Here is a 23165-nt window from a genome sequence, read left to right as displayed (position 1 = left end):
ACTTTGGGCGTGACCACCGCATCCACGCACCCGCTCGTCGGCGACCTCGTCGACGGTCGCTACCGCGTGCTGCGGCACCTCGCCGACGGCGGGATGGCCACGGTGCTGCTCGCGACCGACACCCGGCTCGACCGCGAGGTCGCGCTCAAGGTCATGCGTCCCGACCTCGCGGCGGACGAGACCTTCGTCTCCAGGTTTCGTCGTGAGGCCCGCTCGGCCGCACGGCTGAGCCACCCCAACGTCGTGCCCGTCTTCGACCAGGGCGAGGACGGCGGTCAGGTCTTCCTCGCCATGGAGTACGTCGAGGGCCGCACCGCGCGCGCCGTGGTCGACGCCGAGGGCGCGCTCACCGTCCGCGCCGCGCTCGACGTCCTCGAGCCCGTGCTCACCGGGCTGGCCGCGGCCCACGAGGCCGGCTACATCCACCGCGACGTCAAGCCCGAGAACATCCTCATCCCCGACCGGGGCGCCATCAAGGTCGCCGACTTCGGCCTGGCCCGGGCGGTCACCTCGCAGACGACGACCGCCGAGGACGGGGTGCTCTTCGGCACCGTCGCCTACCTCTCCCCCGAGCAGGTCGAGCGCGGCATCGCCGATGCCCGCAGCGACGTCTACGCGTGCGGGCTGATCCTCTTCGAGCTGCTCACGGGCCGTCGCGCGGTCGACGGCGAGTCGCCGATCCATGTCGCCTTCCAGCACGTGCACGGGTCGGTGCCGCTGCCGTCGGAGCGGGTGGCCGACCTGCCGCCCGAGCTCGACGACCTCGTCGCGCTGGCCACCGCCCGCGACCCCGATGAGCGTCCGCGCGACGCGGGCGCCTACCTCGCCGAGCTGCAGCGCGTGCGCGCCGGCCTGTCGGCCCAGGAGCTGGACCGGCGGCCGCAGGTCGCACCCTCCGACGGGGGCGACGGCAGCGACCGCACGTCACGAGGTGGCGCCGCACGTGGTGGCGCGGCCGCGACCGTCGCGCACCCGCGCCCCGAGCGGACCCAGGCGATCCGGACCGGCGACGGCGGCGGTGCTGCCGGAGGCGGTGCCTCGACGACCGCAGCGGACCTCCCTTCGACCCGGAAGCGGTGGCCGGCAGCCCTTGCCGCACTCCTGCTCGTCGCCGCGCTCGCCGTCGGCGGCGGCTGGTGGTGGACGCAGGAGGGGCCCGGCAGCACGGTCCTCGTCCCCGACGTCACCGGCCTCTCCCGCGCCGACGCCGAGGCCAGCGTCACGCAGGACGGCGACCTGTCCTACGTCGAGTCCACGGCCTTCGACGAGCAGGTGCCCAAGGGCGAGGTCATCACGTCCAACCCGCCGGTCGGCACCGAGCTGTCGAAGGGGTCCGACGTCACCGTCGTCGTGTCCAAGGGTCCCGAGCGCTACGAGGTCCCCGACCTGGCGGGCCGCACCGCAGCGCAGGCCAGGACCTCGCTCGGCTCCCGCCACCTGGCGCTCGGCACGACGACCGAGGCCTACGACGACGAGGTGCCGGCCGGCGAGATCGTCTCGACCTCGCCGGCCGCGGGCACCGAGGTCAAGCGCGACGCCAAGGTCTCCCTCGTCGTCTCCAAGGGCCCCGAGCCGGTGGCCGTGCCGACGGTGACGGGGCAGGGCGCCGAGGCCGCGACGACCGCGATCGAGAAGGCCGGGCTCGAGGCCACCCGCGCCGACGACGCCTACTCGACGACCGTGCCCAAGGGTTCGGTCATCAGCCAGTCCCCCAGCAGCGGCACCCTCCTTCCCGGTGAGACGGTGACGATCACCGTCTCCAAGGGCCCGGAGATGGTCGCCGTCCCGTCGGTCGAGGGCCTGAGCCGCTCTGCGGCGACGAGCAAGCTGCAGGCGGCGGGCTTCAAGGTCTCGGTCCAGACCTTCCTCGGCGGGCCGCTCGACGAGGTGCGCGCCTCGCGCCCGAGCGGCGGCACCGCCCCCAAGGGCTCGACGGTCACGATCCTCGTCGTCTGACGAAGGGGGGTCAGACCGCCGGCGCGTAGTGCGAGGCGTCACCCGTGATCGACCGGCTGCGCTCGCCGTCGATGCCGACCGGGACCTCACCGGCGACGGTGACCCGCTCGAGCCGGCGGGGCAGGCCGTCGTAGTTGTCCGGGGCGTAGTGCTGGGTGATCTGGTTGTCGAAGATCACCAGCTGGTCGGGCTCCCAGACGACCCGGACGACATTTTCCGGGCGGGTGACATAGCTCTGGAGCAGGCGCAGGATGTCCCGGCTCTCGGTCTTCGACAGCCCGACGAAGCGGGAGACGAAGCCACCGAGGTAGAGGCCGCGCTCCCCCGTGCGCGGGTGGACCCGCACGACCGGGTGCTCGGTCTCGAAGGTCTGCGAGGTGAACTCGGCCCGGCGCTCCTTGAGCGCGTCGTCGTGCTCCTCCGGCGGCGTCGCGTAGTCGTAGTCGTTGGTGTGCACGGCCCACAGGCCGTCGGCAAGGCGCCGCAGCGGCTCGGGCAGGTCGCGGTAGGCCGCGGCCGTGTTGGAGATGAGGGTCTCGCCGCCGTGCGGCGGCACGACCTTGCTCGACAGGGTCGTGTAGGCCGGGGGCGCCTGGACGAAGGTGACGTCGGTGTGCCAGTGGTTGGCCGCGGACCCGCCGAAGGTCTCCGAGGCGACCGGCAGGACGCGCGGAGCGCCCTCGACCGAGGCGACCGTCGGGTGGGCCGTCGTCAGCTCGCCGAGCTGGGCGGCGAAGCGCTGCTGGCCCTCGCCGTCGAGCGGCGCGCCCCTGAAGACGAGCGCCTTGTGCTCGTCGAGGGCCTCGCGGACGAAGCGCAGGGTCGGCTCGTCGAGCGGGGCGGTGATGTCGACGCCGACGACCTCGGCGCCGATCCGGCCGGTGATCTTGCGGATGTCGCGGATGGGTGCGGTGCTCATGCTGCGTGCTCCTTCGTGGTGGACGTGCTGGTGGGGTGGGTGCTGCTGATGTGGCCGGCCGCCGGGCGGGCGAGACCGTAGTGCTCGCGCAGGGTCGTGCCCGTGTACTCGCGGCGGAAGAGGCCCCGCTCCTGCAGGATCGGCACGACGGTGTCGACGAAGACCTCGAGGCCCTGGGGGTAGGTCGGCGGCATGATGTTGAAGCCGTCGGCCGCCCCCTGGGTGAACCACGTCTCGAGGTCTTCGGCGATCTGCTCGGGCGTGCCGGCGAGCACGCGGTGCCCCCGGCCGCCGGCGAGTCGCTCGATGAGCTGGCGCACCGTCAGGTCCTCGCGACGGGCGAGCTCGGTGACGAGGGTGAAGCGGCTCTGGTTGCCCTGGGTGATGCGCTCGACGTGCGGCAGCGGCGCGTCGAGGTGCTCCTCGGTCAGCTCGACGTCGAGCATCGCGCTCAGCTGGGCCAGGCCGTAGGCCGGGACGATGCCGGCGTTGATCTCGGCCTCGAGCCGCTGCGCCTCCTCCTGCGTCGACCCGATGATCGGGCTGATGCCGGGCAGCACGAGCAGCTCGTCGCGGGAGCGGCCGTGCTGCGCCAGTCGACGCTTGAGGTCGTCGGAGAAGTCGATGCCGTCCTGCAAGGTCTGCTGGGCGGTGAAGACCGCCTCGGCGTACTGCGCGGCATAGGCCTTGCCCGCCTCGGACGACCCGGCTTGGACGAGCAGCGGGTAGCCCTGGACCGGTCGCGGCACGTTGAGCGGGCCGGCCACGTCGAAGAACTCGCCGTGGTGGTCGATCGGCGAGATCCGGTCGGTGTCGGCATAGGTCCCGCCCGCCGCATCAGCGACGATCGCGCCGTCGCCGAAGCTGTCCCAGAGCGCGGCGACGACCTGGACGAACTCCTCGGCCCGCGCGTAGCGCCGGTCGTGGTCGGGACGCTCGATGCCGAAGTTGCCCGCCTCGACCGTCGACCCGGAGGTGACGATGTTCCACCCGGCGCGCCCGCCGCTCAGGTGGTCGAGCGAGGCGAAGGCCCGCGCCAGCGTGTAGGGGTGGTTGTAGGTCGTCGAGGCCGTCGCGATGAGCCCGACGTGCTCGGTGCTCGCGGCGAGCGCGGAGAGCAGGGTCAGCGGCTCGAAGCCCGAGTGCGAGTTGTGCCGCACGTTGTCGGGAAGCCCGACGACGTCGGCGAGGAAGACCGAGTCGAGGCGACCGCGCTCGGCGGTGCGCGCGATGTCGACGTAGTGCTGCAGGGTCCGCGCCCGCACGGGATCGGCCGAGGGATGCCGCCAGGCGGCCTCGTGGTGGCCGTTGGGCATGATGAAGGCATTGAGGTGGAGCTGGCGTTGCGTGGTCATCGTGAGTGGGTTCCTTTGCAGGCGAAGGGAGTTCAGCTGCCGGTGGGCGTGGTGCGCCAGGCCGAGAAGTGACGCTCCAGGCGCACGAGCGCGATGTTGACGACGAGGCCGAAGACCGAGACCGTGAGGATCCCGGCGTACATCTGCGGGATCTGGAAGCTGCTCTGGGCGTTGACGATGAGGTAGCCCAGGCCGGCCTTGGCGCCGACCATCTCCGCGGCGATGAGCACGAGGATCGAGGCGGTGCCGGCCATCCGGATGCCGGTGAAGATCGTCGGCACGGCCGACGGGAGCACGACCTTGACGAAGAGCTGCAGGTTGGACAGCCCGAGGGTCCGCGCGGCCCGCACCAGCAGCGGGTCGACGGTGCGCACACCGGCAACGGTGTTGAGCAGCACGGGGAAGAAGGCCGCGAAGGCGACGATCGACACCTTGCTCAGCTCACCGATGCCCAGGAGCAGCGTGAAGACCGGCAGCAGGGCCAGGGCCGCGGTGTTGCGGAAGAGCTCGAGCAGCGGCGTCAGCACCTCGCGCAACCCGTCGTACCAGGCGACGGCGATGCCGAGGACGACCCCGGCGACGACGGCCAGGCCGAAGCCGACGACCGATCGGGTGAGGCTCGCCTGCAGGTGCTCCTGCAGCTGACCGGTGCGCGCGAGGTCCCACAGCGCGCCGAGCACGACGTGCAGCGGCGGCAGGAAGACCTTGCGGGTCGGCTCGAGCAGGTACTGCGTGCCGAACTCCCACAGCAGGAGGAAGAGCACGACGGCCGCCGAGCGGCGCACGCCGGTGCGCAGCGCAGAGACCACCCGCTGGGTGCGGCTCGGCGCCTCGGAAACGGTCACGGTGGACGAAGGGGGCGCCTCCGCCGGTGCCGTGGTGGGCTGGGACAGGGTCGCGGTGCTCATTCAGGCCGCCTTCTCGGTGCCGTCGGGCTGGATCTTGGAGTGGCCGGCGCGGCGGGCGCGCTCGACCTCGTCGTGCAGCAGGCTCCAGACCTGGTGCCGGTAGGCGACGAAGTCGGGGTCGGAGCGCAGGTCCGTCGCGCCCTCGCGGTCGCCGAGGTCGACGTCGACGACCGCCTTGAGGCGTCCGGGCCGCGAGGAGAGGACCGCGACGCGCTGGCCGAGGTAGACCGCCTCCTCGATGCCGTGGGTGATGAAGACGGCCGTCGTCCCGGTCGTGCGCCAGATGCGCAGCAGCTCGTCCTGGAGCTGCTCGCGGGTCTGGGCGTCGAGCGCGGCGAAGGGCTCATCCATGAGGAGGATCCCCGGCTCGTAGGCGAGGCTGCGGGCGATCGCCACCCGCTGCTTCATGCCGCCCGAGAGCTCGTGCGGCAGCCGCTCCTCGAAGCCCTCGAGGCCGACGAGCGCCAGGTAGTGACGGGCCCGCTCGGTGCGCTCCCGGCGGCTGAGCGGCAGCTGCTCGAGGCCGAAGGCGACATTGGCCAGCGCCGTGCGCCAGGGGAAGAGGGCGTACTGCTGGAAGACGATCCCGCGGTCGAGACCGGGTCCGGTGACGGCCTCGCCGTCGACGAGGACCTGGCCGCTCGTCGGGGTGCTCAGCCCGCCGAGGAGGTCGAGCAGGGTCGTCTTGCCCGACCCGCTCGGGCCGACGAGGGTGAGGAACTCCCCCGCCGGGACGGTGAGGCTGATGTCCCCCAGGGCCCGCAGCACGCTCGCGCGGGGCTGGTCCTTCGTCGGGCGGACGACGAACTCCTTGGTGACGTGGCGCAGCTCGATGCTCGAGGTCACTTCTGCTCCCCCTTCGCGAGGTCGTTGTACTCGTTGGTGTAGAGGCTCGAGGGGTCGAGGTCGGCCCGGTCGACGATCCCGGTGCTCTCGAGCCAGGCGGCCCACTGGGTGAAATCACGGTCGGTGACGACTCCCCCCTTCGCCGGGACGCCGGTGCTCTTCCAGAAGCGGACGTTGTCCGTCGTCTCGTTGCGGTCGCGGCCCTCGATGATCCGCTCGAAGCGGGCGATGACCTGCGCACGCGGTGTCCGGCGGGCCCACTCGATGGCCTTGGCGACACCTGTCGTGAAGTCGCGGACCGCGTCCGGGTGCTCGGCGATGAAGTCGTCGCGCAGGACGTACTGGCCACCGTTGAGCTCGCGCCCGAGGACGTCGACGTCGCGGATCAGCTCGCGGATGTCGTCCTGGGCCTTGGCCCGGTCCTGCAGGATCCCGCCCAGGGCGCCGACGTCGACCTGCTTGCGGCGGATCGCCTCCTCGGTGTCGTTGGGCGGCAGGACGACGAGCTGCACCTGATCGATCTCGGCGGCGCTCAGCCCCGCCTTCGTCAGCCAGGTCTCGACGAAGGCCTCGGCATGGGCACCCAGGGTGTTGACGGCGATCTTCGCGCCGACGAGGTCCTTCGGCCCACGGATCGTGCTGTCCTTGCGCACGTAGAGGCCCTGGTAGGAGGTCTCGTCCGAGCCGTAGTAGTTGATGACCGCGGTGATCGGCGAGCCGGCCCCGGCGAGCTTGACGACGGCACCGGAAAAGGCGCCACCCACGTCGGTCTGGCCGGTCGCGACGGACTGGATGTCCTGCGGCCCGCTCACCGTGGCGCCGACGTACTCGAGGGTGACCTTGCTGAAGTAGCCGAGGTCGTCGGCGAGCTCGGGGAAGGTGACGTTGTTGGCGCTGCCCTGGTAGCGGAAGGTGACCTTGCCCCCGGGCGCGGTGCCGGCGGCATCGCTCGACGGCAGGGCGCAGCCGGCGAGGGTGGACGTCGTGGCGATGCCGGCGAGGCCGAGCAGGACGGTGCGGCGGGAGGTGAGCGCGCTCATCAGGCCACCGCCACCGAGCGCGCGAAGAGCTCACCGCGGTGCGCCGCATCAGCGGCGGCGACGAGCGAGCGGCCGGCGACAGCATCGAGGAAGACGCGGGTGACCTCGGCGAGCGGCCCCGCCGCGGAGTCGGCGATGCTCACCTCGCCGTCGTCGTACCGGGTGACCTCGGAGGCCAGGACGAACCACCCCGGCGTGATGGCACTCGGCGCCAGGCTCGCCAGGACCGGCCGCAGGGCGTAGTCCACCGCGAGGACGTGGGCGGGGCTGCCGCCGGTGGCGATCGGCAGGACCACCTTGTCCTTGAGCCCGGTCTGCGGCAGCAGGTCGAGGAAGGCCTTGAGCAGTCCGCTGTAGGCCGCCTTGTAGACCGGGGTCGAGACGATCACGGCGTCGGCCCGCTGCAGGGCGCAGGCGGCCCGGGCGATGTCGTCGTGCTCGGCGTCGGCCCGCAGCAGCGGCTCTGCGGGCAGGTCCCGCAGGACGATCGGGTGCACGACGTGCCCGGCGCGCTGGACCCGGTGGGCGAGGTCGCCGAGCACGGCTTCGGTGCGGGAGGTGGTCGAGGGTGAGCTGGAGATCGTGGCGATGACAGCCATGGGGGTGCCTTTCGATGGGCAGGTGGGTACGACGGATCGACGGCTGACGAAGGGAGGTCGTCACCGGTCGTGAGAGTGGGAGTGGGTGTGCAGGGTTCGCCGAGGGTGCGCATTGCCGTTGGGCAATGCGGGTTCAGGTCAGCGACAGAGGGCGCTGTTGACCCGCAGGAGGTCGACGTGGCGCCGCAGCGCCGGACGCAGCGACCGCGGTGCGGTCGGGGCGGTGGTGCTCATGGGGAGTCCGTCCTGTCATGAGGCCGGTGAGTGCCTCGCGCTTGCTCCGGCCGCGACGGCAGGAGCCAGGTCCTCACCCGGAGCACCCCACCGCGAGTGGAGGGTTGCCGCCCAGCAAGCCGGGGCTTGACGCTGGAGCTCGTGACCTGATGACAAACCTACGCAGATCCATCTCCTACTGCAAGAGAAGGAGATGGACGTCTCGCCATCCGGGACACCAATTCCCCTGCCCCGCAACGAGACCGCCCACGACGAAGGGAGACACGGCCCGGGTTGTGTTGTGTGGTCAACCGGTAGCGCCGGGTGCCGGCAGCGCCCGGTGAGCGCCGCCGGCTCGCTGAAATCCCGGTTCAACACACAACCATCAGCACGACGAAGGGGGCGCCGCCGCCAGCACGACGAAGGGTGGGGTCGACGCGAATCAAGGAAAAGTCCGGACTGCCTGCGCCCCGTGAGAGGCAGACCAAGCGGTCCGGACTTTTCCCCAGCGTCGACCCCACCCTTCGGCGGGCGGCCCGGTCTTCGGCAGGACGGACGAGAGGGCTCAGCCCTCGCTGAGCATCTCCGCGGTGAGGAAGGCCAGCTCCAGGCTCTGCTGGTGGTTCAGCCGCGGGTCGCAGACGCTCTCGTAGCGCTTGTTGAGGTCCTCGTCGAGGATGCGCTCGGCGCCGCCGAGGCACTCGGTGACGTCGTTGCCGGTGAGCTCGACGTGCAGGCCACCGGGGACGGTGCCGAGCGCGCGGTGCACCTCGAAGAAGCCGCGCACCTCGTCGACGACGTCCTCGAAGTCGCGCGTCTTGAAGCCCGACGCCGACTCGAAAGTGTTGCCGTGCATCGGGTCGCAGATCCACGTGACCATCGCGCCGGAGTCACGCACCCGCTCGACGATGCGCGGCATCGCCTCGCGGATCTTGCCCGCCCCCATCCGGGTGATGAAGGTCAGGCGGCCGGGTTCGCGGTGCGGGTCGAGCAGGTCGATGATGCGCAGCAGCTCGTCCGGGTCGGCCTTGTCGGAGACCTTCATCCCGATGGGGTTGCGGATCCGGCTGACGAAGTCGAGGTGCGCGTGGTCGATCTGCCGGGTGCGCTCGCCGATCCACAGGAAGTGCCCCGAGGTGTCGTAGAGGTCGCCGGTGCGCGAGTCGACGCGGGTCATCGGGCGCTCGTAGTCCAGGAGCAGCGCCTCGTGCGCCGACCAGAACTCGGTCGTCTTCATCGCGTCGAAGTCGACGTCGCACGCGGCCATGAAGCGCATGGCCTTGTCGATCTCGCGGGCCAGGCCCTCGTAGCGCCGGTTGGCGGCGTTGGAGACGAAGCCGACGTTCCAGTCGTGGACGCGCCGCAGGTCGGCGAAGCCGCCCTGCGTGAAGGCCCGCACGAGGTTCAGCGTCGCGGCGCTCGTGTGGTAGCCGCGCAGCAGCCGCTCGGGGTCGGGCTCGCGGGACTCGGGCGTGAAGGCGAAGTCGTTGACCATGTCGCCGCGGTAGGCGGGCAGGGTCACGCCGTCGCGGGTCTCGGTGTCCTTGCTCCGCGGCTTGGCGAACTGCCCCGCCATGCGGCCCATCTTGACGACCGGCATGCCGGCGCCGTAGGTGAGCACGGCGGCCATCTGCAGGATCGTCTTGATCCGGTCGCGGATGTTGTCGGCGGTCGCGTGGACGAAGGTCTCGGCGCAGTCGCCGCCCTGGAGCACGAAGGCCTCACCGACCGCGGCCTTGGCCACCCGGTCGCGCAGGTCGTCGCACTCCCCCGCGAAGACGAGCGGAGGATAGCTCCCGAGGGTCGCCACGACGTCGTCGAGAGCGGCCCGGTCGGGCCAGCTCGGCTGCTGGGCAGCGGGCAGGTCGCTGGCGATGGCGTCAGCGGCGGACGTGGAGGTGGGCACTGCGGTGGTCACCACCCAAGGATAGGTCGAGCCGCCACCGCACCGGCGACCCGTCCACCTGCAGGACGAAGGGAGGTCACTCCGGCTGGTCGAGACCCCGGCTGATCGCGAAGCGGGTCAGCTCCACGCGGTTGTGCAGGTGGAGCTTGCCGAGGATGTTCTGCACGTGGTTCTGCACCGTCCGGTGCGAGATGACGAGGTCGGCCGCGATCTCCTTGGCCGTCATGCCCATGGCGACGTAGCGCAGGATCTCGGTCTCGCGCTCGGTGAGCTCGGGCACCGGCGAGCTGCTCGCCTCCGGCTCGGGCGCGCTGCGGGCGCGGGTGCGCATCTCGCGGAATTCGCCGAGCACCAGACCCGCGAGGCCCGGGGTGAAGACCGCGTCCCCCGCCCCGGTCGCCGTGACGGCGTCACGGATCTCCTGCGGCGAGGCGGACTTGACGAGATAGCCGCTCGCGCCGGCCTTGACCGCCGCGAGCACGTCGTGCTCCTCGCCGCTCGCCGAGAGGATGAGCACCTTGGTCGCGAGGTCGCTGATCGCCGTGCACACCTCGTCGCCGCGCAGCTCCGGCAGGTTGAGGTCGAGGACGAGCACGTCGGGGGTCGTCGCGCGCGTCCGGCGCACCGTCGAGGGCCCGTCGGCGGCGGTGCCGACGACGTCGAAGCCTGCCTCCTCGAGGTCTCGCACGAGGGCATCGCGCCACAGCGGGTGATCGTCGGCGACGAGGACGGTGAGGGGGGCGCCGGGCTCGGTCATGAGGAGGAGCCTGCCATGTGCGTGGTCGGCACGGTGAGGGTCACCGTCGTGCCGCCGGTGGACGGCGAGCGCCAGCTCGCGTCGCCGCCGAGGTCGAGCATCCGTCCGCGGATCGAGCTGCTCGCGCCGAGGCGCCCCTCGTCGGCGGCCCGGACGAGCCGGTCGACGGGCATGCCGACGCCGTTGTCGCGGACGACGACCTCGAGGCCGGTCTCGTCGGCGTCGAGCAGGGCCCGCGCCCCGTCACCGGCGTGCCGGGCGACGTTGTCGAGCGCCGCGACGACGGCGGCCTCGACCTCGCGGGCGACGAGCTGCGGCACCTGCACCGGCCCCGCGGGCAGGACCACCTCGACGGTGGCCGAGCGAAGTGAGGCCAGCCCGGCAGCGAGATCACGGCGGTCGCCCTCGTCCGCCGGCACGGCGGTCGGCCCGGAGGTGGCCGGCTCGAAGCGGGTGATGCGCAGGGAGCGCTCCTGGTCGGCGGCGAGATCGGCCAGGGCCTCCCCTTCGCCGCCGATCTCACGACCTCGCCGGTGGATCATCGCCAGGGCCTGGAGCACCCCGTCGTGCACCTCACGACCGATGCGCTCGCGCTCGGCGAGCCGCTCGCTGATCGCGAGCGCCTGCTCGAGGCGCTTCTGGCTCTCGCGGGCGAGCTGCACGGCGAGCCCGACGAGGATGCCGAGGATGTAGAGCAGGAAGATGTTGTGCCAGGTCAGCTGGCCCGGGTGCTCGGCCTGGACGAGGTTGGCGGCGGCGATGACCGTCGCCGCGAGGACCCCGCCGCGGATCCCGGTGAGCAGTGCGCCGGCCATGACCGACGCGGCACTCCACACACCCGGGACGGTCGAGATGCCGGCGCTCACCTCCGCGGGGTCGTAGACCTCGCTCGTGAGGAAGATGCCGACGCACGCGATGACGAGCTCGACGGCGATGGCGACGCTGGTCGGTCGCGGCAGCAGCGGCGCGACCACCGACCACACGAGCGCGACGACGAACCACGCGATGATCGGCCACCACAGCTCGACGTGACCGCGGTGGACGCCGACGAGCACGGCCGCGTAGACGAGTGCGACGAAGCGGTAGAGGGCTAGCCCCCGCCCTCCGGCGCTGTCGATGAGCGGCGACGGGTTGTAGTGCCGACGTAGCGCGCTCGCCCCGGGGTCGAGGACCACGGCCTACAGACCGTCCTTGCCCTCGCCGGACCAGGGGTTGCTGGCGTCGCCGGCGTCGAGGCCCTCCTCGAGCTCGGGCACGGCCCGCCCGGGCCGGGCGGCCTCCTGCAGCTCGCGTGCGCGACGACGAGCCTTGGTGAGCAGCTTTTCCTTCATCGACGTCGCGTACATGTCGACGTACTCCTGGTCGGACAGCTGCATGAGCTCGTACATGATCTCGTCGGTGATCGAGCGCAGGACGAAGCGGTCGCCCTCCATGCCCTCGTAGCGCGAGAAGTCGAGCGGCTTGCCGATCTTGACCCCGACGCGGCGGATGTTGGGGACGATCTGGCCGGTCGGCTGTGCCTTGTCGGTGTCGATCATCGCGACCGGGATGACGGGCACGCCGGCCGTCAGCGACATGCGTGCGACGCCGGTGCGGCCGCGGTAGAGGCGCGAGTCGGGCGAGCGTGTGCCCTCCGGGTAGAGCCCGAGCAGGTCACCGCCCTCGAGGACGCGCAGGCCGGCGCGGAGCGCGGCCTCGCTCGCCTTGCCACCGCTGCGGTCGATCGGCAGCTGCCCGACCCCACGGAAGAAGGCCGCCGTCAGCCAGCCCTTGAGGCCCGTTCCGGTGAAGTAGTCGGACTTCGCCAGGAAGGTCACCCGGCGGTCGACGACCAGGGGCAGGAAGATCGAGTCGGAGAAGGAGAGGTGGTTGCTGGCGAGGATCGCCGGCCCCTCCTCGGGGATGTGCTCCAGGCCCTCGACCCATGGTCGGAAGAGCACCCTCAGCACGGGTCCGATGACGATCCTCTTGAGAATCCAGTACAGCACTGCTCCATCACCTCCAGATCGCTGCGAACTCTACGGTAACGACGGCCCCCGTGACGCGTGCCAGACTGTCCACGAGCGAGGACGAGCGGACGGACCGACGGAGCAGGCATGGTGGAGCGACAGCATCCAGACGAGGAGGACGTCGACGCGGCCTTCGCGTCGATCGTCGCCCGCTGGGACGACGAGCTGCCCCTGGCCGACACCCCCGAGCACGACCGCGCCGACGAGCCGCCGCGTCCGCTCCCACCTCGACGGCAGAGCACGGGCGACGTGCGCGACCACCTGCCCCGCACCGAGCCCGCGCACGAGGTGCCGTGGCGCGTCGACCCGACCCACTCGGTCGCCGATGCGCTCCTCGGTCAGGACGACGACCCGGGCAGTGCCGACGACGGCGAGGGCTTCACCCCGCCTCCCCCGGCCCCGCTGCCGCCGCGCACCGACCGGCTCTTCTGGGGCGCCCTGCTCGGTCTCGTCCTCGGCCCGCTGATGCTCGTGTGGCTCGTCGTCGCCCGCCCGTCCGTGGGCGGCTGGGCGACCGCCGTGGCCATCGGCCTGGTCGTCGGGGGCTTCGTCTGCCTCGTCCTGCGCCAGCCCGAGAGTCGCGACGACGACCCGACGAACGGCGCCCGGGTCTGACCGGCGTCACTCCCCCGACGTGGCGGCGCCCGCCGGCAGCGGCGAGGTCTCGACGTCGACCCACACCGGCCGGTGGTCGGTCGCGGCCTTGAGGTCCTCCCACACCCACGGCACCTCCCGGTGCGGCAGCACCTCGACGTCGGGCGTGGCGAAGATGACGTCGAGCAGACGCTCGGGCGTCGCCGAGGGATAGGTCGGCTCCGTCGGGCTCACCGGCCGCATCGCCGCCCCGAAGAGCTGCCACGCCGCGCCGTCCTCCTGCTCGTTGAGGTCGCCGGCGAGCAGCGCCGGCCCGGGCACCGCCGCGAGCCGCTCCATGATGGCGCGGGCGTGGGCGAGGCGCTCGTCGGCGTCGAGGCTGAGGTGGACGCTGGCGACGGCGATCGAGGTGCGGCCGAAGGGGGCGACCCGGGTGATCGCGACGCCCCGCCGGTCGCGCCACGAGCGGGTCGGCAGGCGGTGGTGGGTCACCGACAGCACCTGGGTCCGCAGGTTGGTCAGCACGCTCGTCTGCCCGGCTCGCTGGCTGCGACCGGACCACACGAGTCCGCAGCGTTGCGCGAGGTCGGCGATGCGGTGGTCGACCGCACCCACCCACGGCACCTCCTGCAGGCACAGCACATCGGGGTCGATGACCCGCACCGTGCGCGCGAGCGCCGCGACGTCGTCCTGCAGCCCCCGCAGGTTGTAGGAGGCGACGCGCAGGCTCACACCTGCTCCTCCGCCCCCAGGGCGGCCGCGCCGATGAGTCCCGCGTCGGGACCGAAGCGGGCCTCGACGATCCGTGCGGCCGGGCGGTAGCCACGGCCGGTGAGCTGGCGGGCGAAGGTGTCGCGTGCCGGCCCGAGCAGCAGGTCGCCGCGCGCTCACCGCCGCCGCCGATGACGAAGACCTCGGGGTCGAGGGCGGCCGCGAGGTTGGCGATGCCCACGCCGAGCCAGTGCCCGATCTCGGCGAGCAGCTCGACGGCGATGGCATCGCCCCCTTCGCCGCCTCGGTGATCATCGGACCGGTGAGCGAGGCCGGGTCACCACCGACGTGGGCGAGCAGATCGGTCGCCATCGGCGAGTTGGCCATCGCCAGGCCGCGGGCCTCGCGCACGAGGGCGTTGCCCGAGGAGTACTGCTCCCAGCAGCCGCGTTGCCGCACTCGCAGCGCTGCCCGCCGGGCACGACCTGCATGTGGCCGAACTCCCCCGCAATGCCGTAGCGACCACGCACGAGGTGGCCGCCGACGAGGATCGCGCCGCCGATGCCGGTGCCGAGGGTGATCATCACCGCGTGGGTGGTGCGCGGGCGGCGCCGAAGCGGTGCTCCGCCCACAGCGCGGCGTTGGCGTCGTTGTCGATGGAGATCGGCAGGTCGAGGCGGGCGCCGAGCGCCTCGCGCAGGGGTTCGTTGCGCCAGGACAGGTGCGGGGCGAAGACGACCGTCGAGCGGTCGGCCGCGACGAAGCCGGCGGCACCCACCCCGACGGTGCCCGGCGGCGTCACGCCGGCGTCCTCGGCGAGGTGGCGCAGCTCGTCGACGACCTCGACGATCGTGTCCTCGACGACCCGCGGTGCGTTGGAGCGGTCGGGGGTGTCGCGCCGGGTGCGCACGAGGATGCGTCCCTCGCCGTCGACGACGCCGCCGGAGACCTTGGTCCCGCCGATGTCGATGCCCAAGCTCGTCGCGTCGCCCGTCGTCACGTGCTCGCCTCCCGGGCGAGGGTCGCCGCCCCGACGATGCCGGCGTCGTTGCCGAGGGTGGCCCGCACGATCTCCGGCGAGGGCCGGTTGCCCCGGCCGATGAGGTGGCGGGCGAAGGACCTGCGCGTCGGCTCGACAAGCAGGTCACCGGCGTCGGCGACCCCACCCCCGATGACGACGAGGCCGGGGTCGAGGACCGCGCAGATCGAGGCCAGTCCCTGGCCGAGACGGGTGCCGAGGTCGTCGAGCAGCTCGATGCTGGCGCCGTCGCCTGCCTGGGCCAGCTCGGTGACGTCGCGGCCGGACAGGGCCTCGGGGTCGCCGCCGCACCGCTCCCGCAGGGCGGCACCCAGGGGCGAAGGGGAGGTCACCAGCTCGCGGGCGGTGCGGACCAGGGCGGTGCCCGAGGCGAAGACCTCGAGGCAGCCGGTGTTGCCGCAGCCGCACCGGGGTCCGCTCGGGTCGAGGGCGACGTGGCCGATCTCGCCGCCGATGCCGAAGGCACCGCGCAGCAGGCGGTCGTCGACGATGCAGCCACCACCGACGCCCGTGCCGACGGTGACGAGCACCATGTCGTCGTGCTCGCTGCCCGCGCCGTGGCGGTACTCACCCCACGCGGCGGCATTGGCGTCGTTGTCGACGACGACCTCGCGACCCACCGCGGAGCCGACCGCGTCGGCGAGGTCGAGGTCGCGCCAGGGCAGGTTGGGGGCAAACCACACGTGGCCGGCCCGGGCGTCGACGAAGGCCGCGCAGGCCATGCCGACGCCGACCGTCGGGTCGTCGGCGGCGGCCTCGAGGGTGCGCACGAGCTCGGCCGTGGCCTCGATGATCGCGTCGGTGTCGTCGGCGGGCGTCGCGACCTGCTCGCGCCCGGTGATCCGGCCTGCCTCGTCGACGAGGGCGCCGGCGATCTTGGTCCCCCCGATGTCGATGCCGATCGCGCTGCCGCTCATGCCCCGCTCACCTCTCCGCCGCTCTGCTCGGCCTCGTCGTCGTGGACCGCGATGCGTTCGCCGCGAGAGCGCAGCGGCACGTGGGGTGGCGCCTCGTCGAGGGTGACCCCGAGGGCACCGGCGACGGTGTCGGAGCCGAAGGCCGCCCGGGTGATCGCCTCGGCCAACATGCTCGCGCCGGTGAGGGCGCGTCGGGTCGTCGCGTCGTCGAGGTGGCGCAGGTCCTCGCCCAGGCCCTCGAGGTCGACCTCGGAGAGCACGCGCAGCAGCTGGACGACGACGTCCTGGGGGTCACCGTGCAGGTCCTCGTCAGCCACGCGGCCACACCGCCTCGTCGGGGGTCATCGTCACGGTGAGCACGCCGTGGGCGACGCCCGCGCGGGCGACGTCGCAGCGGCGCAGCACCGAGGGCAGCAGCACCCGACGGCTGCGCCCGGCGCACCCGAGGACGAGCTCGTCGTCGTGCCGCACGAGGTCGAGGTCGGCGGCGCGCACCCCGGGCAGCCCGATGTGCAGGCGCCAGGCGTCGCTGCCGTCGTCGGCACGCTCGACGCGCACGCCGGGGTCGCCGGCGGGGGCCGGCAGGTGCTCGACACCGGCCCCGCCCTCGGGATGGACGGCCGTGAGCGTGCGTCCCATGAGCGCGAGGAGCACCTCGGCGTCGGCGCGGCGCGCGGCGCCGACCGGCCCGGCGGGCGCGGCGAGGTGCAGGGTGGGTCGCCGGGGTCGGCGAGGGCGGCGTCGAGCGCCTCGAGGAGGGCCGCCCCCTCGCGCAGCGCGGTGAGCACCGGCGGGTTGGGGTGCGGGAGGTTGCCGACGCCGTCGGGCGCGACGAGCACCTCCCAGCGGGCGATGACGGGGACGAAGGCGCTCATCGCGCGGGCCACCCGCTGGGGCGCGTCGAGCAGCCGGGCCACCTCGAGGTCGACCTCGAGGACGAGCTCGTGGCCGTCGCGCCCGGCCCGGTCGAGCTGGCGCGCCAGGCGGAGCAGGTCGGGCAGCTCCGGCGGCAGGATCCGCGAGACGAGGTCGGCGACGACGGGCGAAGGGAGGTCCAACGCCGTGAGGAGCCGGTCGAGCAGGTCCTCGAGCGCGGTGACGACGGGGTCGGGCAGGCCGTCGTCGGGCGCCGGCCGCGCGACCACGTGGTGAGGGGTCAGCGCGGCGAGCACCCGTGAGGCGACGGCCGGACCGTGGTCACCGCCACCGACGACGAGGTGGGCGCGCACGGTCCTCTCAGGCCTCGGCGCGCTTCTTGAGGTCACGCAGCGCGGTGTCGATGATGACCTTCTCGGCCTTGCGCTTGAGCATCCCGAGCATGGGGACCTTGACGTCGACGGTCAGGTCGTAGACGACCTCGGTCGTGCCGTCCTCGAGCGCGGTGAGGGTGTAGGAGCCGTCCATGACCTTGAGCATCGTCGCCTCGACGAGCGTCCACGAGGCCACTCCCTGGCCGTCCTCGTCGACGTCCCACGTGTAGTCGAGGACGTAGGTGTCCTTGATCGGGCCCGCGTCGAGGGTGAAGGACGCGGTGTCGGGCCAGCCGTCGCCGTCCTCGGTGAGGATCTCGACCCGGGTGATCTCCTTGGCCCACTCGGGGTAGGCCTCGAGGTCGGCGATGATGTCGAGGACGTCACCGGGGGCGGCGTCCACGACGGTGCTGGAGCGTGTGCTGTCGGCCATGCGGGCGACACTATCGTGCGCGGCCCTCGAGGCGGTCCTTGATCTCGTGGACCGCGCCCTTCCACCGGCGCCGGTAGCGCCGGGCCCATCGCGCCGAGCCCCGACCGTGCTCGCCGTGGACGAAGTGGTGGACGATCGTGCCGCCGTGGGCGGCCTCGAGCCAGACCTCCATGCGACCGGTGACCTCACCCTCGATCCGCCAGCGCACCCCCTTCGTCCCACGGTCCTGCACGACCTCCCGGCGCACGCCGGGGCACAGCCCGTCGAGCAGACCGGGGGCCTCGAGCCGTGCACGCACCACGTCCGGGGCAGCGCGCACGAAGGTCTCGTCGACGATGTCGACGAGCGGGGCCGGGCGCAGCAGGGGCACGGGAGGTCCTTCGGGTGGCTCGGGAGCGGTGGTGGCGGGAGCTCTGGTCCCGCTGGAAGAGTATGGCCACCATCACGAGAGGACCCCCCGAGGAGCGTCCAACCCGCGGGTAGGCTCCTCGCGAGCCCAGCCTCCAGCAGGTGGACCGGACGGCGAACGAAGGAGATCCCGTGAACGACAGCCAGATGCCCCGACTCATCGAGGGCAACCCCGACGACTCCCTGGCGGACCTGCCGGGGCGCAATGCGGACAACAACCCGCAGCGGGTCGCCTTCACCGTCAAGGAGCAGGACGCCTGGCGCGACGTCACGGCGGCGCAGTTCAACCTCGAGGTTCGTTCCTTGGCCAAGGGCCTGATCGCCGAGGGCCTGCAGCCCGGCGACCGGCTGGCCATCATGGCGCGCACCCGCTACGAGTGGACCGTCCTCGACTTCGCCACGTGGGTCGCCGGCGGCGTGCCGGTCCCGATCTACGAGACGAGCTCGGCCGAGCAGGTCGAGTGGATCGTCAAGGACTCGGGCACCCGATTCGCGGTCGTCGAGACGGCGAAGCACCAGGCCATCGCCCAGGAGGCTGCGGGCAACCTCGCCGGCGGCATCGAGAAGCTGTGGGTCATCGACAACGGCGACCTCGACACGATCGTCGCCGCGGGCACCGAGGTCACCGAGGAGCAGGTCGACGAGCGCATCGCCGCGCAGGACCGCAGCTCGCTCGCCACGATCATCTACACCTCGGGCACGACCGGCCGCCCCAAGGGCTGCGAGCTGACCCACGACAACTTCCTCGGCCTGGCCGAGAACGCGGCGGCCAAGCTCGGTGACGTCCTCCACCGCTCCGACGCGTCGACGCTGCTCTTCCTGCCGCTCGCGCACGTCTTCGCCCGCTTCATCGAGGTCCTCGCGGTCTCGGCGGAGGCCCGCATGGGTCACAGCGCCGACATCGCCAACATCCTCGACGACTTCCAGGCCTTCCGCCCGACCTTCATCCTCGCGGTGCCGCGGGTCTTCGAGAAGATCTTCAACAAGGCCAACGAGCAGGCCACGGCCGGCGGCAAGGGCAAGATCTTCGCCCGCGCGGCCGACGTCGCCATCGCCTGGTCCGAGGGCCAGGACACCGGCTCGGTGCCGCTGAAGATCAAGCTCCAGCACGCCGTCTTCGACAAGCTCGTCTACAGCACGCTTCGGGCCAAGATGGGCGACAAGGTGCAGTACGCCGTCTCCGGCGGCGCCCCCCTCGGCACCCGTCTGGGCCACTTCTTCCGGGGCATCGGCGTGACCATCCTCGAGGGCTACGGCCTCACCGAGACGACCGCGCCGGCGACCGTCAACCTGCCCGACCGGGTCAAGATCGGCACCGTCGGCCCGGCGCTGCCCGGCGTCTCGCTGCGCATCGCCGACGACGGCGAGGTCCTCATCAAGGGCGTCAACGTCCTGCGCGGCTACCACGGCAACGACGCGGCGACGGCCGACGCGATCGTCGACGGCTGGTTCCGCACCGGCGACCTCGGCGAGCTCGACGAGGACGGCTACCTCAAGATCACCGGCCGCAAGAAGGAGATCCTCGTGACGGCCGGCGGCAAGAACGTCGCCCCGGGTGTCCTCGAGGACCGCCTGCGCGCGCACCCGCTCATCAGCCAGTGCCTCGTCGTCGGCGACGGCAAGCCCTTCATCGCCGCGCTCGTCACCATCGACGAGGAGATGCTCCCGGGCTGGGCGGCCAACAACGGCCTCGGCACCCTGACCATCGAGCAGGCCCGGACCAACGAGACCGTCCTCGCCGAGATCCAGGGCGCGGTCGACGAGGCCAACAAGGCCGTCTCCAAGGCCGAGTCGATCCGCAAGTTCTCCATCCTCAGCGAGGACTTCACCGAGGACAACGGCACCCTGACGCCCTCCCTGAAGCTCAAGCGCAATGTCATCATGCGCGACTTCGAGGAGGACGTGGAGGCGCTCTACGGCAGCTGATCACCCCGGTGATCGATCGACGTGCGCCGGTGCGTGGGCTCAGCCCGCGTACCGGCGCACGTCGTCGTAGTGCTCCATCGGCTCGGCGACCGCGCGGGCCTCGTTGGCCTCCTGGACACTGACCAGTCCCGCCGCGATGAGCCGCGAGACGACCTCGCGCTCGCGGCGGTCGAGCGGCAGCTGGGGCGCCAGGTCGGGGTCCGTGAGGGTGGCCGGCGACTCCAGCGCGGTCACGATGCAGTCGGCGCAGCCGACGTGCTGGACCGGGCAGGTGCCGCAGTCGATCGTCAGGGGCAGTCCGGGTCGACGGGTCATGTCCGTCACCTCCTCGTCGCACCGGGTCCCTCCCGGCACCGACCACGCTAGGAGCGGCCCCCGACAGCCCTTCGTCACGGCCTCCGCTGCCCCTGTCGCGTGCGCGCTTCCGCTCCCGAAGGGAGACGGGGCGACACTGCCGAAGTCCCTTCGTCGTCCTGCGGCCGGCGGTTGTCGTGCCGGACGTCGGCTTGACGTCGCCGCCCCGCCTCCCTTCGTCCGCTCGCGACCAACCCGTCCCCATCGTCCGCTTGCGTGTGGCCCGGGCGACGGCTCGCGTCAGCACCAGGTGAGGCGGCGGCCGTGGCCGTGGGTCCAGCCGACGGCCGAGGCGTCGAGGCCGAGGCAGAAGTCACTCTCGACTCCCTCGCACCGTGCGGTCGCGGTGACGTCGGGCAGGACGCGGGCGCCCTCGTTGGACACCCAGTGGGCTCGGCCGCCGTCGGCGCGCACCCGCGCGACGGTCTCCTGCGCCAGCTGCTCCCACTGCCGCCGGCCCGCATCGTCGAGGTAGGCGATGACCGCCGAGTGGAAGACCACGAGGGTCGCGTCGGGTGCCTGGGCACGGGCCCGGTCGACGAGCGCGTCGAGGTCGGTGAGCAGGTCGCCCCGCACGACGTCGACCGGCACGTCGGCCACCTCGCGGCAGGCGGCGGCCAGTCGGGCCCGCCGGTCCTCGTGCTCGGGCCACACGAGCGTCTCGAGCCACCGGGCGGTGTCCGGCTGGGTGAGGTCGAGCGGGTTGAGGTCGAGCCCGCCACGCCAGACCACCTGCGGTGCCGAAGGGGGGATCGGCGCCTCCCCGCGCACGATGCAGTCGAGGACGACGCCGGAGGGACCGGTCGCGGGGTCGATGCGGGCGACCTGCGCGCCGGTGTCGTCGACATAGCGGTAGGACCAGAGATCGGGGTGCAGGCACAGCCCGGCGCTCGCCCCGACCTCGATGAGGGCCAGCGGCCCCTCGAGACCGGCGAGCACGGGCAGCAGCGTCGCGCACCGACCGACCTCGTTGGTCTGCGTCGAGCGGGCGAGGACCGTCTCGCGCACCTGCGGCCACTGCCCGAGCAGCACCTCGCGCAGCGCACCGGGGTCGTCGTAGCCGGACGGGGTGCGCGCACCGTGCCACCGGGCCGCCGCGAAGACGAGGTTGGGCTGGCGCTTGCGCACCGGCAGCGTCGCGACGAGTGCCAGCGCCTCGGGGTCGGCCGCGAGGCCACGGGCCCACTCCTCGAAGGTGCGGGACTCCCCCTTCGCCTCGCGCTCGGCGAAATGGCGGTAGAAGTCGGCCGGGTCCCCGAGATCATCCATGGTCCGCATGCGGGCACCCTGTCACACCGTGCGCCTCCCGCTCGTTGTCGGTGGGGCGACCTACGGTCGTCGTCATGGAGGTCGTCCAGGACAGGCTCGGTGATCTCGGCACACCGCTGGCCGAGGTCACCTTCGTCGTCGTCGACCTCGAGACGACCGGCGGCTCGGCCCGCGACTGCGGCATCACCGAGATCGGCGCGGTCAAGGTGCGCGGCGGCGAGGAGCTCGGCGAGCTGCAGACCTTCGTCAACCCCGGCGAGCCGATCCCCGCCTTCATCCAGTCGCTGACCGGCATCACCGACGCGATGGTCGCCGACGCCCCGCGCACCGGCGAGGCCGTCGCGAGCTTCCTCGAGTTCGCCCGCGGCGCCGTCCTCGTCGCCCACAACGCCGGCTTCGACATCGGCTTCCTCAAGGCCGCGTGCGCCGCCCACGACCTGCGCTGGCCGGGACCGACCGTGCTCGACACGGTGCGGCTGGCCCGGCAGGTCGTCTCGCGCGACGAGGTGCCCAACCACAAGCTCGGGACCCTCGCGAGGTACTTCGGCGCCACGACGACCCCCGACCACCGGGCCCTGCACGACGCCCGCGCCACCGTCGACGTCCTCCACGCGCTCATCGGGCGGCTGGGCTCGGTCGGGGTGCACACCCTCGAGGAGCTGAGCTCCTACACCTCACGGGTGAGCGACGAGCTGCGGCGCAAGCGCCACCTCGCCGACGGGCTGCCGTCGGCGCCGGGCGTCTACGTCTTCAAGGACGAGCGCGGCGAGCCGCTCTACGTCGGCACCTCGATCGACATCCGCTCACGCGCCCGCAGCTACTTCACCGCGTCGGAGCAGCGCCGGCGCATGGGCGAGATGGTGCGGCTGGCCACCGAGATCACCCCGATCGTCTGCGCGACGACGCTCGAGGCCCAGGTGCGCGAGCTGCGGCTGATCGCCCGGCACAAGCCGCGCTACAACCGCCGCTCGCGCCACCCCGAGCGCGCCTGGTGGCTCAAGCTCACCGACGAGGTCTTCCCCCGGCTGTCGATCGTGCGCTCGGTGGGACCCGACGACCTGGCCTTCGCCGGACCCTTCGGCACGCGTGGCACCGCCGAGGAGGCCATGGCCGCGCTCCACGACGCCGTCCCCCTGCGCCAGTGCCTCACCCGGCTGTCGCCGCGGCGGCCGACCTCCGCGTGCGCGCTCGCCGACATGGGCCGCTGCTCCGCCCCGTGCACCGGCGAGGTGCCCGTCGAGGACTACGCGGTCACCGTCGCCGAGGCCGCCCAGGTCCTCGTCGGCGACTCGCGCTCCGCGGTCGCGGCGCTGCGGGAGCGCATGGCCGAGCTGTCGGCCCAGGAGCGCTTCGAGGAGGCCGGCGCCCTGCGCGACCGGCTCGCCGACCTCGTGCGGGCGGCCTCGCGCAGCCAGCGCGCCGCCCCGCTCACGGCCGCCCCCGAGCTCGTCGCGGCACGCCGCACCGCGCGCGGCGGCTGGGACCTGGTCTGCGTGCGCCACGGCCGGCTCGCCGGCAGCTCGCACTCCCCGTCGGCGCCGACCCGATGCCCTACGTCGCGGCCCTGCGCGCCAGCGCCGAGGTGGTCGCGCCGCCCGCGGGGCCGGGCACGAGCGCCCTGCCCGAGGAGACCGAGCTCGTCCTGCGCTGGCTCGAGGCTGAGGGCACCCGGCTGGTCGACATCGAGGGCGAGTGGACCTGCCCCGTGGGCGGTGCCGCTGCCGCCCACCGCGAGCTGGCGCCTGCTCTAGGGTGG

At 72.6% G+C, this 23165-nt stretch carries 23 protein-coding genes, 1 pseudogene and 1 riboswitch; of the genes and pseudogenes, 5 read left to right on the top strand and 19 right to left on the bottom strand.

The genetic code is table 11. The features are described 5' to 3' along the window. Positions 1–9 precede the first annotated feature (9 nt). The gene (gene pknB / locus NMQ01_RS06740) at positions 10–1956 is read left to right on the top strand and encodes a Stk1 family PASTA domain-containing Ser/Thr kinase (protein ID WP_255186092.1); all 1947 of its coding nucleotides are present in this window, start codon (positions 10–12) and stop codon (positions 1954–1956) included. Between the two features lie 10 nt (positions 1957–1966). Here the strand turns inward: pknB and NMQ01_RS06735 are convergent, their stop codons facing one another. The 10 genes from NMQ01_RS06735 to NMQ01_RS06690 form a co-directional block, all read right to left on the bottom strand. Beyond that, on the bottom strand, positions 1967–2875 hold the full coding sequence (locus NMQ01_RS06735; protein ID WP_255186091.1) for a TauD/TfdA family dioxygenase: 909 nt from the start codon (positions 2873–2875) through the stop codon (positions 1967–1969). Next, a complete protein-coding gene (locus NMQ01_RS06730; protein WP_255186090.1) occupies positions 2872–4230 on the bottom strand; it encodes an LLM class flavin-dependent oxidoreductase in 1359 nt (452 codons plus the stop codon). The genes NMQ01_RS06735 and NMQ01_RS06730 overlap by 4 nt, the downstream gene beginning before the upstream one ends. 32 nt (positions 4231–4262) lie before the next feature. Continuing rightward, entirely contained in the window at positions 4263–5138 is an 876-nt protein-coding gene (locus tag NMQ01_RS06725) for an ABC transporter permease (RefSeq protein ID WP_255186089.1), read from the bottom strand. Continuing rightward, positions 5139–5984 carry an ABC transporter ATP-binding protein gene (locus NMQ01_RS06720; RefSeq protein WP_255186088.1) on the bottom strand — a complete coding sequence of 282 codons (846 nt, stop codon included), beginning with the start codon at positions 5982–5984 and terminating at the stop codon, positions 5139–5141. It abuts the gene before it with no gap. Further along, positions 5981–7024 carry an ABC transporter substrate-binding protein gene (locus NMQ01_RS06715; protein WP_255186087.1) on the bottom strand — a complete coding sequence of 348 codons (1044 nt, stop codon included), beginning with the start codon at positions 7022–7024 and terminating at the stop codon, positions 5981–5983. Before NMQ01_RS06715 ends, NMQ01_RS06720 begins: the two co-directional genes overlap by 4 nt. Continuing rightward, positions 7024–7623, bottom strand: a complete 600-nt coding sequence (ssuE, locus tag NMQ01_RS06710; RefSeq protein ID WP_255186086.1) for an NADPH-dependent FMN reductase — start codon at positions 7621–7623, stop codon at positions 7024–7026. Before ssuE ends, NMQ01_RS06715 begins: the two co-directional genes overlap by 1 nt. A 266-nt stretch (positions 7624–7889) precedes the next feature. Next, a riboswitch (SAM riboswitch) is annotated at positions 7890–8004 on the bottom strand. A 397-nt stretch (positions 8005–8401) separates the two neighbouring features. Then, entirely contained in the window at positions 8402–9754 is a 1353-nt protein-coding gene (locus tag NMQ01_RS06705) for a class II 3-deoxy-7-phosphoheptulonate synthase (RefSeq protein ID WP_255186085.1), read from the bottom strand. Positions 9755–9818: 64 nt separating this feature from the next. Beyond that, positions 9819–10499 carry a response regulator transcription factor gene (locus tag NMQ01_RS06700; protein WP_255186084.1) on the bottom strand — a complete coding sequence of 227 codons (681 nt, stop codon included), beginning with the start codon at positions 10497–10499 and terminating at the stop codon, positions 9819–9821. Next, positions 10496–11674, bottom strand: a complete 1179-nt coding sequence (gene macS, locus NMQ01_RS06695) for a MacS family sensor histidine kinase (protein WP_255186083.1) — start codon at positions 11672–11674, stop codon at positions 10496–10498. The genes NMQ01_RS06700 and macS overlap by 4 nt, the downstream gene beginning before the upstream one ends. 3 nt (positions 11675–11677) lie before the next feature. Further along, the gene (locus tag NMQ01_RS06690) at positions 11678–12487 is read right to left on the bottom strand and encodes a 1-acyl-sn-glycerol-3-phosphate acyltransferase (protein ID WP_255186082.1); all 810 of its coding nucleotides are present in this window, start codon (positions 12485–12487) and stop codon (positions 11678–11680) included. 108 nt (positions 12488–12595) lie between these two features. Here NMQ01_RS06690 and NMQ01_RS06685 point away from each other — a divergent pair, with 108 nt between their 5' ends. Continuing rightward, positions 12596–13123: a hypothetical protein gene (locus NMQ01_RS06685; protein WP_255186081.1), complete on the top strand. Its 528-nt coding sequence runs from the start codon at positions 12596–12598 to the stop codon at positions 13121–13123. A gap of 6 nt (positions 13124–13129) precedes the next feature. Here the strand turns inward: NMQ01_RS06685 and NMQ01_RS06680 are convergent, their stop codons facing one another. The 5 genes and pseudogenes from NMQ01_RS06680 to NMQ01_RS06660 form a co-directional block, all read right to left on the bottom strand. After that, positions 13130–13834: an endonuclease/exonuclease/phosphatase family protein gene (locus NMQ01_RS06680; protein ID WP_255186080.1), complete on the bottom strand. Its 705-nt coding sequence runs from the start codon at positions 13832–13834 to the stop codon at positions 13130–13132. Then, a pseudogene (locus tag NMQ01_RS06675) lies at positions 13831–14813 on the bottom strand (ROK family glucokinase). Before NMQ01_RS06675 ends, NMQ01_RS06680 begins: the two are co-directional and overlap by 4 nt. Continuing rightward, positions 14810–15769, bottom strand: coding sequence for an ROK family glucokinase (locus NMQ01_RS06670; protein WP_255186079.1), 960 nt, complete (start codon positions 15767–15769; stop codon positions 14810–14812). Before NMQ01_RS06670 ends, NMQ01_RS06675 begins: the two are co-directional and overlap by 4 nt. Further along, complete coding sequence (locus NMQ01_RS06665) at positions 15766–16086, bottom strand: hypothetical protein (protein WP_255186078.1); 321 nt, start codon at positions 16084–16086, stop codon at positions 15766–15768. Before NMQ01_RS06665 ends, NMQ01_RS06670 begins: the two co-directional genes overlap by 4 nt. Then, positions 16079–16408: a hypothetical protein gene (locus NMQ01_RS06660; protein WP_255186077.1), complete on the bottom strand. Its 330-nt coding sequence runs from the start codon at positions 16406–16408 to the stop codon at positions 16079–16081. Before NMQ01_RS06660 ends, NMQ01_RS06665 begins: the two co-directional genes overlap by 8 nt. 161 nt (positions 16409–16569) lie before the next feature. Between NMQ01_RS06660 and NMQ01_RS06655 the strand changes: the two genes are divergently transcribed. After that, complete coding sequence (locus NMQ01_RS06655) at positions 16570–16947, top strand: hypothetical protein (RefSeq protein ID WP_255186076.1); 378 nt, start codon at positions 16570–16572, stop codon at positions 16945–16947. A gap of 58 nt (positions 16948–17005) precedes the next feature. Here the strand turns inward: NMQ01_RS06655 and NMQ01_RS06650 are convergent, their stop codons facing one another. Both NMQ01_RS06650 and NMQ01_RS06645 read right to left on the bottom strand, forming a co-directional pair. Further along, a complete protein-coding gene (locus NMQ01_RS06650; protein WP_255186075.1) occupies positions 17006–17452 on the bottom strand; it encodes an SRPBCC family protein in 447 nt (148 codons plus the stop codon). Between the two features lie 10 nt (positions 17453–17462). Continuing rightward, positions 17463–17822, bottom strand: a complete 360-nt coding sequence (locus tag NMQ01_RS06645) for a hypothetical protein (protein WP_255186074.1) — start codon at positions 17820–17822, stop codon at positions 17463–17465. A 170-nt stretch (positions 17823–17992) separates the two neighbouring features. Here NMQ01_RS06645 and NMQ01_RS06640 point away from each other — a divergent pair, with 170 nt between their 5' ends. Further along, on the top strand, positions 17993–19786 hold the full coding sequence (locus NMQ01_RS06640; RefSeq protein ID WP_255186073.1) for a long-chain fatty acid--CoA ligase: 1794 nt from the start codon (positions 17993–17995) through the stop codon (positions 19784–19786). A 39-nt stretch (positions 19787–19825) separates the two neighbouring features. Here the strand turns inward: NMQ01_RS06640 and NMQ01_RS06635 are convergent, their stop codons facing one another. Beyond that, positions 19826–20101, bottom strand: coding sequence for a hypothetical protein (locus NMQ01_RS06635; protein ID WP_255186072.1), 276 nt, complete (start codon positions 20099–20101; stop codon positions 19826–19828). 279 nt (positions 20102–20380) lie between these two features. Beyond that, on the bottom strand, positions 20381–21418 hold the full coding sequence (locus tag NMQ01_RS06630; RefSeq protein ID WP_255186071.1) for a DUF2332 domain-containing protein: 1038 nt from the start codon (positions 21416–21418) through the stop codon (positions 20381–20383). A 65-nt stretch (positions 21419–21483) separates the two neighbouring features. Here NMQ01_RS06630 and NMQ01_RS06625 point away from each other — a divergent pair, with 65 nt between their 5' ends. Then, the gene (locus tag NMQ01_RS06625; RefSeq protein WP_369694853.1) at positions 21484–23160 is read left to right on the top strand and encodes a DEDD exonuclease domain-containing protein; all 1677 of its coding nucleotides are present in this window, start codon (positions 21484–21486) and stop codon (positions 23158–23160) included. The last annotated feature ends 5 nt before the right edge of the window (positions 23161–23165 follow it).

The sequence above is a fragment of the Janibacter sp. CX7 genome, from assembly GCF_024362365.1.
Taxonomy (GTDB): Bacteria; Actinomycetota; Actinomycetes; order Actinomycetales; family Dermatophilaceae; genus Janibacter.
Note: the sequence above shows the minus strand (reverse complement) of the source record. Positions and strands in the feature narration are given on the sequence as shown.